Annotated in this window: 9 protein-coding genes; 4 read left to right on the plus strand and 5 right to left on the minus strand. The window is 42.3% G+C overall.

All coding sequences use genetic code 11. The features are described from left to right. The first annotated feature begins 30 nt into the window (after positions 1-30). Complete coding sequence (locus tag P6709_RS12340; protein ID WP_278241231.1) at positions 31-597, plus strand: DUF6944 family repetitive protein; 567 nt, start codon at positions 31-33, stop codon at positions 595-597. A gap of 213 nt (positions 598-810) precedes the next feature. On the opposite strand, the gene P6709_RS12345 is transcribed toward P6709_RS12340, so the two are convergent. From P6709_RS12345 to P6709_RS12355, 3 genes are all read right to left on the minus strand, one after another. After that, positions 811-1635, minus strand: coding sequence for an SDR family oxidoreductase (locus P6709_RS12345; RefSeq protein WP_278241232.1), 825 nt, complete (start codon positions 1633-1635; stop codon positions 811-813). A 108-nt stretch (positions 1636-1743) separates the two neighbouring features. Beyond that, on the minus strand, positions 1744-3348 hold the full coding sequence (locus tag P6709_RS12350; protein WP_278241233.1) for an ABC transporter permease: 1605 nt from the start codon (positions 3346-3348) through the stop codon (positions 1744-1746). After that, positions 3348-4268 carry an ABC transporter ATP-binding protein gene (locus P6709_RS12355; protein WP_278241234.1) on the minus strand — a complete coding sequence of 307 codons (921 nt, stop codon included), beginning with the start codon at positions 4266-4268 and terminating at the stop codon, positions 3348-3350. Before P6709_RS12355 ends, P6709_RS12350 begins: the two co-directional genes overlap by 1 nt. Before the next feature lie 166 nt (positions 4269-4434). Here P6709_RS12355 and P6709_RS12360 point away from each other — a divergent pair, with 166 nt between their 5' ends. Then, positions 4435-5019 (plus strand): TetR/AcrR family transcriptional regulator, encoded by a 585-nt coding sequence (locus P6709_RS12360; RefSeq protein ID WP_278241235.1) that lies wholly within the window; start codon positions 4435-4437, stop codon positions 5017-5019. A gap of 240 nt (positions 5020-5259) precedes the next feature. Here the strand turns inward: P6709_RS12360 and P6709_RS12365 are convergent, their stop codons facing one another. Further along, a complete protein-coding gene (locus tag P6709_RS12365; protein ID WP_278241236.1) occupies positions 5260-6003 on the minus strand; it encodes an SDR family oxidoreductase in 744 nt (247 codons plus the stop codon). Positions 6004-6384: 381 nt separating this feature from the next. On the opposite strand from P6709_RS12365, the gene P6709_RS12370 reads away from it, so the two are divergent. Both P6709_RS12370 and P6709_RS12375 read left to right on the plus strand, forming a co-directional pair. Continuing rightward, positions 6385-10068 (plus strand): chitobiase/beta-hexosaminidase C-terminal domain-containing protein, encoded by a 3684-nt coding sequence (locus P6709_RS12370; protein ID WP_278241237.1) that lies wholly within the window; start codon positions 6385-6387, stop codon positions 10066-10068. 375 nt (positions 10069-10443) lie between these two features. Then, positions 10444-13767, plus strand: a complete 3324-nt coding sequence (locus P6709_RS12375; protein ID WP_278241238.1) for a metallophosphoesterase — start codon at positions 10444-10446, stop codon at positions 13765-13767. Between the two features lie 169 nt (positions 13768-13936). Here the strand turns inward: P6709_RS12375 and P6709_RS12380 are convergent, their stop codons facing one another. Then, positions 13937-15412: a methyl-accepting chemotaxis protein gene (locus P6709_RS12380; protein ID WP_278241239.1), complete on the minus strand. Its 1476-nt coding sequence runs from the start codon at positions 15410-15412 to the stop codon at positions 13937-13939. Between the last annotated feature and the right edge of the window lie 26 nt (positions 15413-15438).

Consider the following 15438-nt stretch of genomic DNA (forward strand, 5'->3'; position numbering starts at 1 on the left):
AACTAATTAAATAGAGAGGGGGGGAACTGCTTGGATAATCAGTTCAAGGAAGTTTTTGGTGCTGCCATCGCAGCAATTGGAACGATCATTTCAGCAGTGGGCAGTACGCCCTCTCTCCCTCTGACTGAGCGCAGGAAAGATGCCTATAATCTATGGGGGAATGTTTTGCAAGCCTCTGGTAATGCTCTTGAAGCAGATGGGCAGGAAGAACCTTCACTTGAAAAAACCGGAAACGAACTTCAGGCCGTGGGGAACGTAACCGTTATTGCAGGGCTGGTTCAGGTGAGTGATGAATTGAATAATGCCAGGCTTGTCATTAGCGGAAACTGGATCCAGGCACTAGGGGGTCTGGTTTCTTTGGCAGACGAGGTTTCTGATGGATCTTCGCCCGGTCAGGCTGAAGCCATTATTGGAAATCTGCTGCAGGCAATCGGCAATTCAATGCAGGCGATATCGGGCATTTATGAGCTGAGAAATAATGAAAATCTACCATTATCAGAGAAAATTCACTACCAGCAAATGGGTGTATATGGGAGCTGGATTCAAGCAGTGGGTTCCGTTCTTTCTTTGCTGGGACAAATAAAAGAAGAACAATAATAAGCCTGAGACAAAAGTGTCCCAGGCTCATTGATTGGCTCACTGCGCTCCAGGCGGACGTTTCTGCAGGGAAGGGGACTTGAGCCTTTTCGGGGCCTTGCCCCTTAAAGTCTCAGCTTGCCTTCATCTGCTGCTGGAGTCGCCAACTTGTGCTATGTTTACCTCTTACTATACTGTTTCGTTTTTAAACTTTTTTAGATAGTCCTGGTTGGTTTACTTCGTTCCTTTTTTCCACTCATCTTCTTCGATCAGCATTTTACCAGGCCAGGTATAAGCCATGATGCCGCCATCTGCCTTTATGTCTTCTCCGGTTACATACGAGCTGTCATCAGATGCCAGGAATAAAGCGACTGTTGCCATTTCCTTCGGCTGGCCGAGTCTGCCCATCGGCGTAATCCATTTATTTGCTTCACGGAATTCTTTTCCCATTTTTTCCTGCTTGCTGCCTACTAGTTCATCAATAAGGGGCGTTTCAATAGTCCCTGGAGAAAGAGAATTTACACGAATGCCATTTCGGGCATAATCAATCGCCATGCCCTTTGTAAAGTTGATGATGCCGCCTTTTGCTGCATTATAGCCCGAACGGTCCAGATCAGCTGCGTGGCCGGACATTGAACCATTATTAATAATGGAACCGCCTTTTTCAAGCATCAACGGAATCAGGTACTTACTGCATAAAAAGGTCCCGCGCAAATCTACAGCCATGATGCGGTCAAATAATTCTACAGGATATTCATGAACTTTTCCGCCTTGTTCATCCACCCCGGCATTGTTAAACAAAACATCTATTGTGCCGAACTTCTCCTTTAGCTTATCAGCAAACGCTCTAACACTATCCTCATTTGAAACGTCCACTTCAAATGCTTCTGCATTTCCTCCGGATCCCTGGATTTTTTCGATCGTCGATTGCAGTTCATCTGTTTTAAGATCTGCACAAATGACGGTCGCACCTTCATTGGCGAAAACCTCTGCCGTTGCCTGGCCGATTCCTGTTGCAGCACCTGTGATGATAGCTGTTTTATTCGAAAGTCTTCCCATTTTAATAACTCCTCCTATATTTATCTTATACAAGAACTTTCCCTTCTTGTGAAAGAGTAAACATAGTCCCGGCCCACTCACATTAGGGCTGCTCTTAAAAGATACCCATCACCCTGTACTGTCCCGGTTGCGATAACCCGCAAAACCGGCAGTGGAAAGGGTTACAGCTGTTAAAAGGAGAAGCAGCACCGCTGTCAGATCAAACTCCTCCATCGGAATTTGAGGGACATACCCAAAAGGTGAAAGATTGCTGAGCCATTCCGGAAACTGCATCATCCCTCCTAAGTAAACAATAAAAAAGGAGTATGCCAAGTAGAACAGTGAAAGACTTGTGAGAGCCGGAAAGAAGCCGATTAAAAAAATCGCGGTGCCAATCATCACCCAGATCGCAGGTAGATACACCATTGCTCCTTTGAAGAGGGAGTAAAAGGATACAGGATCCTCCATCGTTGAGTAAGCTGCACTCCACAAGCCTGTTACTGCCAAAAGAACCATCACAAAGCTAAAGAAAAAAGAAGGTAAAGCATAACTGCCAAGCAGCTTCCATCTGGATACGGACCTTGCCAGAAGGTGTTCGGTCCGCCCTTGTTTTTCTTCTCCTTTTACTTTCAGCATGAAAAGCAAGGCGGGAACGGTGCAAATCATCGATATAACGGCCATAATCATCGTCAAAAACTGTTCAGTAAGTGATAAGCCTTCGACGGCAGGAAGCATTTCATTCATCATGTCACTGCTTGCAAAAAAAGCTTCCAGGTCTCCAAGAACCGAGCCATATGAAACGCCTAACAGGTACATGCCGATTGCCCAGGAAATAATGCTTGTTCGCTGAAGGCGAAGGGATAGCCCAAGTGGACTAAGTAATCCATTCGAAGCGTGCTTCTTCCCAGGTTTTGAGGGCAGGAATCCTGAGCCTACATCCCGCAAACGGTTCAAATATAAAGCGCCTGCAGCAATAAAAATTGACATTGCACAGGCAAGTACAACCGGCCACCAATCATTATCTACAAACGCTTTTGTTCCTGTTGCCCAGCCTAATGGCGAGAACCAGGACAGCGTTTCATTGCTGACATCACCAATTGCCCGAAGAATGTATGAGAAACCCAGGATCGCCATGGAATAGCCCACAGTCCCCCTTGAATGTTGAGAGAGTTGTGCAAATAGAGCAGTAACAGCAGAAAAGAAGAGTCCAGCAGACCCCAGTGCAGCTCCGTACAGCAGTGAGCCATTTAAGTCCATGCTTTCAGTACCCAGGCTGTACAAACCTATTCCAGTGATTAGAGCGAGCAGCACGTTTGCCGCGAGTAAAACCAGCATAGCCGCTGCCAGTGAAGAAGCACGCCCTACTGGCAGAGAACGGATGAGTTCAATTCGTCCTTCTTCTTCATCTGTTCTTGTATGCCGAACGATAATCAATATGTTCATGATGGCAACCAGTATTGCAGAAAATAAAAGCATTTGATGGGCCATCATTGCACCGATTGTATAATTTTCAAGTCCAAATCCTGGTCCAACCATTGCGGTCATAGCAGGGTTTTGCATCGTTTCCGCCAGCGCCTGTCTTTCTCCCTGAGATGAATATAAGTCCGTAAATGAATAAGCTGTAATCATGGTGAGGAACACTAATGAAAGGATCCATACCGGCAACCGCAGCCGATCCCTTTTTAATAAAAACCGGATCATGCTGCCTGTTTTGTGAAATTCCTCATTCCACATTACGAAACACCTCCTGCTCCTGTTTTTGAAGCATCTTTATTTACTTCATAATGCTTCATAAATAAATCCTCAAGCGTTGGAGGGGAGCTTTCCAATTTAATAAGGCCGAATTGGCTGACATGCTTGATCACTGAATCAAGCGCTTCTGAATCAATTTGAAAAGAAAGGGCACCATGTTCATTTGTTTCGATATCATAAACCCCAATCATTTCTTGCAAATCTGTTATGGTATGCTGCGTTTTAACCAGGAGTTGAGTGCGCGTCAAGTGCCTCAATTCTTCTAAAGTTCCTGATTCAATAATGACTCCCTGACGAATAATGGCGATCCTGTCACAGAGCTTTTCTACTTCAGAAAGAATGTGGCTCGAAAGGAGAATGCTTTTACCTGCAGCCTTTGCTTCAAGCACGCACTCTTGAAAAACCTTTTCCATTAATGGATCAAGCCCTGAAGTAGGTTCATCCAATATATATAGATCTGCATCTGAGGCGAATGCCGCAATTAGTGCAATTTTTTGGCGATTCCCCTTGGAGTACGTACGGCATTTTTTGGACGGGTCAAGATTGAAACGTTGAATAAGTGCATCCCGCCGGCTTTTATTTAAACCGCCGCGCAGCTTCATAAATAAATCGATGACTTCTCCGCCTGTTAAATTTGGCCACAAATTCACGTCTCCAGGAACATAAGCTACCTTAGCGTGAATATCGACTGCATCCTTCCACACATTACGTCCGAAAATCTGCGCCTCCCCGGAAGTGGGTTTAATAATTCCAAGCAAAATGCGGATCGCAGTGGATTTTCCTGCACCGTTCGGCCCGATAAATCCAACCACTTCACCACTATTTACCTCCAGATCCACGCCATTTAATGCAGTGAACTTCCCAAACTTCTTTGTTAAATTTCTTGTGTGAAGTACCGTCATATGAAAGCCTCCTTGTATTTTAAAAAGGGTTAATGTGAAAGTTATAAAATATTTGTACTTATATAGTTCATAATATACAAAAAAGAAGCTTATTACAATAGATTATGAACTATATTAATTGTTTTATTACATAATTTTTATTATGATAAAAATAGAGGTGAGTAAGATGGACGGTTTTCAACGAAGAAGAGAGCAAAAGAAGCAAAACATATTAGAAGCATCCTTGCGTCTGTTTTTGGACTTTGGCATTCAAAAAGTTTCAATTGCTGAAATCGCAAAAACAGCAAAGGTTTCCCAGGTGACTATCTATAACTACTTTGAGAATAAGCATAAATTAATTCACGATGTCTTTATTTATTATGTCGATCAGTCGTTTGAAAAATTCGAAGTGATTATTAAAAGTGAAGCCCCTTTTCATGAAAAAATTCAACAGATTATTTTTAACAAGCAGGCAGTCGCCTCACAGCTTAATGAAGAATTTTATCAGCATCTTATGCAGGAATATTCAAAAGAAGGAAATTATATAGAGAGGATCTACAACGAAAAGGCCGTTCCCTACTTTTCAAAGCTGTTTCAGGAGGGGAAAGAGCAAGGGTATATTGATCAGGACCTATCGAATGAAGCAATTATGTTTTATGTGCAAATGCTGAAGGACTATGTTCAGCGTGAGGATGTCTACGCAAAAATTTTGCCGCTTACTGAAGAAATTACGAATATTTTCTTTTATGGAATTGTCGGTAAGAAGGAATAAAAAAAGAGCTTGGGACAAAAGTGTCTCAAGCTCTTTGACCGGTTCGGCTGCGCTTCAGGCGGACGCTTTCCGCAGGGACGGCGCTGAGCCTTTTCAGGGCCTTGCCCTGTAAAGTCTCAGCTTGCCGTCATATCCTGCAGGAGTCGCCACCTTCCGCTCCGCTCACCTGCTGCTAGTAATAAATATATCCTCTTTTTAAAACTTTTTTGGGTTTTGTCCCCAGCCTCTTTTTAGTTTATCTTACCATTCCTGCACAGTCGGACGAACAAGAATTTCATTGATTGCAACATCAGCCGGTTCTTCAATGGCAAATGCGATGGTGCGTGCGATGCTGTCAGGGTTTATTGCTTCATTATATACTTCGTCTATGGACGATTTTACGTCTTCATCTGTAATGGTTTCTTTTAGCGGTGTTTGTACTGCTCCTGGTGAAATAATGGTTGTACGGATGTTGCTTTCCTTCGATTCTTCCATACGGAGTCCTTCAGTGATGGCGCGAACAGCAAATTTCGTTGCACTGTAAACAGAACTTCCCGGTGCAATTTCATGTCCCGCGACAGAAGAGATATTAATAACATGACCTTCCTTCTTTTCTCTCATATAAGGAAGAACAGCCGCAATCCCGTTCAGCACGCCTTTAATATTTACATCAATCATGGTATTCCATTCATCAATTTTCCGTTTGTTCAATAGAGATAATGGCATTAATCCTGCATTGTTTAACAGGACATCTACTTTGCCGTACGTTTCATTAGCGTATTTAGCAAGAGCATCTACTTCTTCAACAGACGTCACATCCGTCACCTTGTAGATGGCTTCTCCGCCTTCTTGTTTAATCGATTCCTGAAGGTCTTTTAACTTGTCTTCACTTCTTGCTGCCAGAACCACTTTAGCTCCTTTGCTGCTTAGCAGTTTAGCCGTTTCTGCTCCGATTCCGCTTGAAGCTCCTGTAATAATGACAACTTTTCCTTGTATATTAGACATTCTAAAACCTCCAATTCCAGTATCCCGATTAAGCGATCTTAAAAGGGTCTTTTTATTCTAAAGGAAGGTGGGGGGGTGAAAGCAAGGAATCTGTTTTTTGGAGATGCTTTGCCGTACTAAAGGAGCCAGGCCCCTTTAGTACGGCAAAGTGTTTACAAGCTTTTAACATAGCTCCTCTTGACATCAGACTCCATAATTCTAAAGAATTAGTAATTGTTTTCATTGTTGTAAATTAAGTGTTAAAAGAACCAGCAAGAATCAAGTGAAAAGGACGTTAGTATTAATTATTCGTAAATTTTCCCAATGTCTATGGTGAGAGAAGAACTATTCTTATAACATAGTAGATGTTCGAATATTTTACTATGGAGGTTGAGTGCAAAGATGAATCGTGTCTCAAAGCAAGTTGCTCGTTTAGTTGTACTTGTTATGATTTTAAGTCTTCTGACTCCTTTTGCTTCTGTATCCAGAGCAGTTGCAACCGTCACGGAAACGTTTGATGCCCTTGATTTGTCAGGTTCCAGCTACGTTGATGGATCCTTTACCGGAGTCAATGGAATCGATTGGACATATACAGGAGGACGTATTTCCAACAGCGACACATCATTTAATATTGATGGAAATGGAATTATGTTTCGTGATGCTGGAAAAGGAATTGCATCCTCTCCAATTGAAGGGGGAATCTCCTCTTTAACAGTCGACACGAAAGCAGCATTTACGTCAACAAATGCGCGTTTGCTGGAAGTGTATGTGAATGACGTATTGATTGGTACAACAGACAATGTTCTTGCAGGAGAAGGCCCGTCGACATCTACATTTGACAATCTGGATGTTGAAGGACCATTTACTTTGGAATTTAAAAAGGTGCAATCGAATTCTCAAATTGTACTGGATAATATCACATGGTCTACCAATGATGCAGACCCTACGAAAGTTTCAGCTGTTCAGGCAAGCATTCCAAGCGGCCAAGTGCTGAAAGGGGAAAGCGTTTCTTTCACAACTTCTACACCGGATGCTGAAATCTACTATACGCTAAATGGCGGAGAAGAAACGCTTTATACCGGTGCCATTGAAGTAAATGAAGATGCCGTATTTGAGGTTTATGCTAAAGCTGATGGTCTTGATGACAGCGAAATGGCGACCTATACATACAATGTGGTTGAAGCCTCTACCATTCGAGAAGCAAGAGAACAGGATACAGGCAGCACCGTTTCTACTCAAGGGACTGTAACAGCAGTCTTTGCACAAGGCGGAGCCAATAACATCTATATGCAGGATGAGGAAGCAGGGATTGTCGTGCGTTCTGCTGCTCAGCCAGAGCCTGGTGATGTAATCGATGTTTTGGGTGTACTTGAAGATTATAATGGTTTGGCACAAATCAGTGCAGCTCAGGAAAATGTAACCGTTTTGAGTCAGGAAGAAATCCCTGCCGCTGTTGAAATTCCTGAAGAAGGGCTAACAGAAGCTTTAGAGGGAATGCTGGTGGAAGCCTCTGCTGTTGCAGTCGAGTCTTTTGCAAGCGGAAATTACAATGGTGTGGATGAAAACGGAAATCCAATTGTCATTCGTCCTGTTGATCCAGCAATAACGCTTGATACTGACAGCACGTATGAGTCTGTCACAGGTGTCGTTGGCGAATTTAGAGGGACGTATCAACTTGTTCCGAGAACAGCGGCTGACGTTGTATTTGATTCAAATCAGGTAAGCCTTGTTCAAGCAAATCCTGCAGGTGGATTCGTAGCCTCAGGGGACAAAATTACTTTAACAACGATGACGGAAGGTGCAGAGATCTATTACACTACGGACGGATCTGATCCTTCAACATCGAGTGAGAAATATACAGACGGTGTTGAAATTACAGCAGACACCACGCTAAAAGCGTTCGCTGTAAAAGAGGGAATGACGCCTAGTAAAATTGTTGAATTTAACTACATTATTCAAAAAGATGAAATTCGAATCCATGATATTCAAGGTGCAGACCACTTCTCTGACTATGAGGGGTTAGCGGTAGCGGATGTGCAGGGTGTAGTAACCTATGTCGTTAATGGGAGCAGCTTCTATATGCAATCCATTGAACCGGATGAAGATCCAAAGACATCTGAAGGAATTCTCGTCTACCGTCCTAGTCATGGAATGACAGTTGGTAATCATGTAAAAGCAAGCGGTACGGTAATGGAGTACTTTGTAGAAGGGTATGATGACCGTGCGCAAAATGACCTCCCTGTTACGCAAATCAACGCTTCAGGAGTGGTTAAAGAAGCTGATTCCATCGATTTGCCTGAGCCGATCGTTCTTGGCGGACCGGATGGCATGGAGGTTCCTACTCAAATCATTGACAATGATAATTTAACAGCATTTGAACCTGAGGAAGACGGAATTGATTTTTATGAAAGTATTGAAGGAATGCTAGTTGAGGTTGCAGAAGGTACAGTAAGCGGTCCTCAAAAATATGGCGAGGTTGCCGTTATCACCAACCGCGGAGATGAGGAGTATTCCCGTGCAGGCGGTGCTATTTTAAAAGAAGATGATTTCAATCCTGAGCGGGTTACGATCGATGTTGACAACGATAACCTGGTTGTTAAAACCGGTGATGAATTAGCAACTCCAGCCTCAGGCGTTATGAGCTACGGTTTTGGCAAGTATAAAGTGCTTGTTGGAAAAGGTACAGCACCGACATTTACAGATGGCGGTCTTGAGCCTGCCGCTTCAACTATTGTACCTAACGAAGAGGAACTTTCAGTTGCTGCGTACAATATAGAAAATTTCTCAGCGAATTCCTCGGCTACGAGCGATGAAAAAGTAACAAGAATTGCACAGTCCTTTATCACAGACCTGAATTCACCGGACATTATTGGGTTAACGGAGGTTCAGGACAGCAATGGTCCAACAGATAATGGAACTGTATCAGCATCTGAAAGCTATCAGCGTTTAATTGATGAAATTGTGCGCCTGGGCGGACCGGAATATGCCTACACAGAAATTGCACCTGAGGATAAACAGGATGGCGGGCAGCCGGGAGGCAATATCCGAAACGGCTTCCTTTATAATCCTGAACGGACAGAACTAACAGAAGGAACAGCCGGTTCAGCTACAGAAGCGGTTGATTACGTGGATGGAGAATTGACACTCAATCCAGGACGTATTACTCCATCTGAATTTGTAAATACTCGTAAATCACTTGTTGCAGAATTTGACTTTAACGGAGAAGAAGTGATCGTCATCGTGAATCACTTTAATTCAAAAGGCGGAGATCAGCCTTTATTCGGCCAAAATCAGCCTCCGTTCCTCGGCAGTGAAGCACAGCGGGTGGAACTTGCGACAATGGTGAATGGATTTGTTCAGGATATTAAAGAGCAAACACCGGATGCCAATGTAGTCGTACTGGGAGATATGAATGATTTTGAATTCTCTGCTCCATTAGAGGCACTCAAGGGAGAAGAGCTGACGAATCTGGTCGAACATGTTGAAAAAGAAAATCGATATACGTATAACTATGAAGGCAACGCACAAGTACTGGATCATATTCTTGTGTCCAATAACCTTAAGGACCGCTCTCAGTTTGACATTATTCACATAAATTCCGACTTTATGGAAGAACATGGCAGAGCGAGTGACCATGATCCGCTTCTTGCTCAAATCAGTCTGGCAAATGAAGTTGAGCCTGACCCGGATGAGGAGAAAATCATTAACTTAAGTGACTATAACGACAAGCGCGTCATGATTTTCGAAGACAATGTTCAGATTGTCGCAGATAAGAAAAGCAAAGTAAAACACCTTACTATCCGTGGAACGAACGTTACATTCTCCGGAAAAGGATTTAAAGAAATGAATGTCACGCTGCATCCAAGACTTCCTGGATCAGAATATGATTTTTCAGGTGACAAAATTAAGAAAGTTGAAATTAGGCATAAAAATGCTTCTGTTGTAAAAGGGGCAGAAAACATTCAAAAGCTTGAAGTAAAAGGCGGAGCGAAAAAAGCAGACGTTCAATATTTTGATTCAGAAGGAAATGAAATTAATCCTTTTATAAAAAAGCCTGGTAAACCGAAAAGACCAAAAGCAGCATAATCTCCAAATTCTTCGGTAATAAAAAAAGAAGCCCGATCGGAACCTCTTTCCGATTTGGCTTTTTTTATTTTATTTCATTTCATTTCATTTCATTTCATCCCCCTAATTTTTCCTATCTCATATTAAGTGAACGAAAATGACCGACTTTATTAAGTGAATATAATTTTTTGATTAAGATTTTAAAGGACTTTCAGCCTGTAAATATTTACAAATGATACATAACTATCTACTATAGAACTATTTTACAACATATTTCAAATATACCAATAATGGATAGTTCTTCTTGCTATGATTAGTGTGAGTTTAGTAGAAAGGATGTGAGTATGGGCTGTTATTCTGCTTTAACTGAAGAGACTAAGAAAAAGGGTGATAAAAATGAAAACATCGCGTAAGCGCTCTTATTTAGCTTGTTTGCTGGCGATTCTGATGATTTGCGGTTACATACCAGATTCTTCTGTTGGTGCGGAAGAAGCTGTAAAGGATCCTGTTGTAATTGAAGACTTTGAAAACGGAATTGACAGTTGGTATGTTCATGGAGCCCGTTATAATTCTATTGATTTAAGCCTTGCGACAGCCCCCAATGATCCTGTCCGATTGGGGAATCATGCTATGAGACTTGATTATGATTTTATTGGCTTACAGGGCACTTCAGGCGTCTATGCCTCTTCAACAGACCTGCTGGAGGTTGAAGGCTATCCAGAGAAGATCGGCATGTGGGTTTATGGAGATGGAAATAATCACTGGTTGAGAGGGCAGATGAGAGATGGGGACGGGAATTGGTTTCCAATCAACTTTGCTAATAATCTTACGTGGGAAGGGTGGAAATATGTAGAGGCTGCAGTACCTGAAGGACGACCCCTTCCACTAAGAATGGATATTCCTGTAAGGTATATGGCGACTAGTGACGACAATAAAACAGCAGGTACTATTTATATTGATCAGATCCGTGCTGTTTATGGAGATACAGGTGAAGATTTAGTGAATCCTGAAATTACAGAGGTTTCTCCCTCAGATGGTGCAGAAGTTGATTCAAATACTCCGGTAATTTCTGCAGTGGTTGCAGATGACTCATCAGGAGTTGATGCCGGGGCCATTCAAATGGAGGTCAATGGGATTGAGGTGGAACATGAGTATCTTCCGGAATCCGGTAGGGTATCGTATAAACCGGACTCTAAATTTGCAGATGGGTATCATGATGTTTATTTGGAAGTAAAAGATTTAGCTGGCAATCCGAAATTTAAAAGCTGGGGCTTTCAAATTGATTCAGGCGGTCCTGAGTTCAGTCTCGCGGGACCAGAAGAAGTCTATCCAGGAATCGACTTTGCCGTTGAATTGACCCTTGAGAACATGAACGCTTTAACGAATGCTGAGGCAACTATCTCATTTGACCCTGAAGTTCTTCAACTTGTCGATGCTAATCCTGATGAAGAAGGTATTCAGGCAGGTATTGATCCTGTTTTAACAGATGACAATGTTGTAATAAATCAGGTTAATAATGAAGAAGGCAGTATACAGCTTGCTTTTGCAAATCTTGATGAGGTGGAAATTGATTCGCGAGCTCTACATACGATCGCTGAGCTGACGTTTACACCCGGAGTCGCAAGTAAGGGGGCTGCCCGTGTTGAACTAGGACAAAGTAAGTACACGTACTTAAACGGCAGTGAACGGACTGCCAGACTCTTGCCGTACGAAGCGGAAATTACCCAGCCTTTGTTGCTTGAAGCAAAAGGAATAAGCGTAGGTTCAGAAACCACATTTACCGTAACAAGCAGGGAATCAGATGAGCCTGTTGAAGGGGCTATTATCAGAATTGATGAACCCCAGGCAAATCTACTTACTGTAAAGGAACAGGCAGACATCTTTAGTACGCCGGAAGGGGAAAGTGTAGTTAAAAAGGCTAAAGCAGGGGACCGGTTTATTTCAATGAAAGAAGAAGGCGAGTTTGCTCAAATTATACTCGAAGACGGGGAGGCCGGCTGGCTTCATCGTGAATCGGGAATAATTGAAAGCTGGGGAAACCCTTTAGGAAGTACAAATGAGAATGGAGAACTAACAACGGATATCGTCGCTTTGAGCTTGCTAACGATCCGCCTACAAGCACAGAAGGATGCTTATGTAAGTCAGCTAATGGAATTAGAGATTCTTCCGCAACTGGGCAGTCAGAAGCCGGAGAATCTTGTTCTTTCCTGGCAGGATAGTCCGAAAACTACACAAAGCATTACGTGGAGAACCAAACCTTCCATCAATAATACTGTAGTTCAGCTCGTAAAAAAGGAAGACCAGGATGGTTTTAATTCTTCAAACCTTATCACAGTGCAGGGAGATAGCTCCCTGTTTGCTGACCCTATCGGCGAGATGCGGGTACACGAAGCAGAGGCTGTTGATCTTGAGCCGGGAACAGTTTATCGCTACAGAGCAGGAAGCGGAATAGAAGGTCAATGGAGTGAAGAAGAAACATTCAGGACAGAAGCAGAAAATGAGCCGTTCACGTTCTTGTTTACTGCGGATAGTCAAGCAGGCAATCCGGAAGGCTTTAACTTGTGGAGACAATTGTTTATAAAAGGCCTTGAAAAGCACCCGGACGCCCGTTTTATGCTGCACGGTGGAGATGTCGTGGAAAATGGGAATCTGCTTAAAGAGTGGGACCATTTCTTTGACGCTTCAAAAGGATTAATTTCCAAGATTCCTTTTATGGCTACACTTGGAAATCATGACGTATATGGAGAAGGAGAAGAAACATTCAGATCCAACTTCCAATATCCGAAAAATGGTCCTGAGGGGGAAGAGGAGTTTGTCTATGCCTACGATTACGGTGATGCCCAGTTTCTAGTGCTTAACTCTGAGGCAAGCAACGAATCGGTGGAAAGGCAATCTAAGTGGCTGAAAGAAATGGTTGAAGCTTCTGATCAGCAGTGGCAGATCGTCATGTTCCACCGGCCGCCTTACTTGAGTAATCCTTTGAGAGGGTCTGATCGTACACTTGAAATATTCGCACCGGTAATAGAAGAAGCAAAAGTGGACTTCGTTCTTTCAGGGCATGACCATAACTATATGAGAACTTTTCCTATGCAAAACGGAGAACCGGCTGAAGAAGGCACGGTTTATATAACGGGTGGTTCAGCAGGACCAAAATTTTATCCAGGGGAAAAATACGAATATGCAGACAAGCTGTTTTCAGAGGATGTGCAATTATTCTCTGCATTTACTGTAAGTGAAGATAAAGTGACTCTTGAAGTCACTACAGTAGATGGACGGACTGTTGATTCAGGAACCTGGACTAAAAACGCGAAACCAGCTCCAGATGAGCAGAAAATCATTAATCTAAGCGACTATGATGATAAGCGCGTCACCGTTTTCGAAGACAATGTAGAGATTGTGGCAGATAAGAAAAGCAAAGTGAAACACCTGATCATCCGCGGCACGAACGTAACATTCTCCGGAAAAGGATTTAAAGACATTCATGTCACGCTGCATCCAAGACTTCCTGGATCAGAATATGATTTTTCAGGTGACAAAATTAAGAAAGTTGAAATTAGGCATAAAAATGCTTCTGTTGTTAAAGGGGCAGAGAACATTCAAAAGCTTGAAGTAAAAGGCGGAGCGAAAAAAGCAGACGTTCAATACTTTGATTCAGAAGGGAATGAAATCAATCCCTTTATTAAAAAACCTGGTAAACACAAAAGACCAAAAGCATCATAATTTCAACGTTTCAAATTAAGTGAAGAAAAGAAGCCCATTGAACTTTAGTTGTTCGATAGGGCTTCTTTTTTTATCATTCTTCTTGTATTGTGAAATTGAAAGCGTCCGCCTGAAGCGAAGTGAACCGGTCAAGAAACCGGAGACACGGTTTATCTCACTTCTTTTTAAATTAACGATCCTGTAAGATGTCATTGGCACTTTGTGTAGTTTCAGCCATCGCATCGGCAATTTTTCTATTATCATCTGTCAGATTCTCAACGGTCGCGTTCATTTCTTCTAAATTCGCACTTGCCTCTTCTAAGATCGCCGCTAATTCAGCCGTGGACTGCTCAACCTCTGTACCGGAGCTTACAACGTGTACAGAGATTTTTTCCGTTTCTTCAAGATTCGTCGTGATTTTCTGGAAGATGGAAGTAAGCTGTTCAAAGTATTGTACAATATGAGCGGAAGAATCCAGCATGCCTGTTACTTTTTTCTCGCTGATTTCCATTTTCTTCAGTGTAGCACCATTATCTTTACTGACCTGAATTAAATTCTTCGTAATACTTTCTGCTGTACGGTTTGTGGTTTCTGCTAGTTTGCGTATTTCTTCCGCAACGACAGAGAAACCTTTCCCTGCCTCACCGGCACGTGCCGCTTCAATGGATGCATTTAAAGCAAGAAGATTCGTTTGTTCCGAGATTTGCTTAATGGTGTCAGAAAAAGAGTTGGTTTCTTCTATTTTTACACTTAGCTGATAAAACGTATGATTTAAATCTGAAATAAACGAATGAATCTCCTGAACATCACGGTTAAATAAAGAGACTTTTTCCTCGCCTGAAGAAGTAACTTCCTTTGTCTGTTTTGCTTCCAGCGACAATTCATTCATCAGCCCTTGAAGCTTGTTCATGACTTCCCGTGAAAGGGTTGCATTGGTAGAAATATTGGTGATTTGTTCGCTTTGCTGCAGACTGCCGGCGGATACTTCATTTAAACCGGCCCTCATTTCATTTTGGGCGATTAAATTATTTTGAATCCGTTCGTTCGTATCTGTAACGCCCTGAAGAATGGATTGCACACGGACCTGAAGCTTTTCCTTTTGAATCTTCTGTTCTTCCGCATTTTCTTCTGCTGCAAGAATTAGACTCTTGATCTGCTTAGCAGTTGAACTGTTTAAATGGATGAGCACGCTCAGGATCAGTCCCGAAAGAAGATACGTTAAAAAGATAGTAGGAATGTTTTCTGCAATCGATTCGACATCCTTTGTACCGAACATCAGCGTTAGAATAAGTGTGGCAAATCCTAAACTGTAACCAATCGCAAAGATTTTTTTGTTGAATTGAACAACTGAAAAAATAGCTAAAAATATCGTTACTAAAATAACCGTCCAGCCTCCGTCAGCTATAAAAATGCCGGCCATCGTGAATAAATTAACCAGGATGACACTGATATAGGGGAAGACAACGTATTTTTTCAATATTTTTTGAAAAATGACGAATGCCAGTACGAACGTGATGATTTCAGCTGAAAATAAAAGAATGGTGCTCATTTCTTTTGAAGCGATTGAATTAAATAAAGCTAATACAAGAGATATAGAAAAAGCACTGAACATCAGCAGATTTTTCTTTTTATAATCTTCCTCCAGCATGTGTTGAATTCTATGCATGTGCTTCTCCCTCAATCAGTAAATTT

It is taken from the genome of Jeotgalibacillus sp. ET6 (genome assembly GCF_029667115.1).
Classification (GTDB): Bacteria; Bacillota; Bacilli; order Bacillales; family Jeotgalibacillaceae; genus Jeotgalibacillus.

Excerpts from the sequence above, each read along its gene's own strand:
- P6709_RS12345 (WP_278241232.1), bottom strand. The coding sequence starts at position 1,635 with ATGGGAAGACTTTCGAATAAAACAGCTATCATCACAGGTGCTGCAACA.
- P6709_RS12350 (WP_278241233.1), bottom strand. The coding sequence starts at position 3,348 with ATGTGGAATGAGGAATTTCACAAAACAGGCAGCATGATCCGGTTTTTA.
- P6709_RS12355 (WP_278241234.1), bottom strand. The coding sequence starts at position 4,268 with ATGACGGTACTTCACACAAGAAATTTAACAAAGAAGTTTGGGAAGTTC.
- P6709_RS12360 (WP_278241235.1), top strand. The coding sequence starts at position 4,435 with ATGGACGGTTTTCAACGAAGAAGAGAGCAAAAGAAGCAAAACATATTA.
- P6709_RS12365 (WP_278241236.1), bottom strand. The coding sequence starts at position 6,003 with ATGTCTAATATACAAGGAAAAGTTGTCATTATTACAGGAGCTTCAAGC.
- P6709_RS12370 (WP_278241237.1), top strand. The coding sequence starts at position 6,385 with ATGAATCGTGTCTCAAAGCAAGTTGCTCGTTTAGTTGTACTTGTTATG.
- P6709_RS12375 (WP_278241238.1), top strand. The coding sequence starts at position 10,444 with ATGAAAACATCGCGTAAGCGCTCTTATTTAGCTTGTTTGCTGGCGATT.
- P6709_RS12380 (WP_278241239.1), bottom strand. The coding sequence starts at position 15,412 with ATGCATAGAATTCAACACATGCTGGAGGAAGATTATAAAAAGAAAAAT.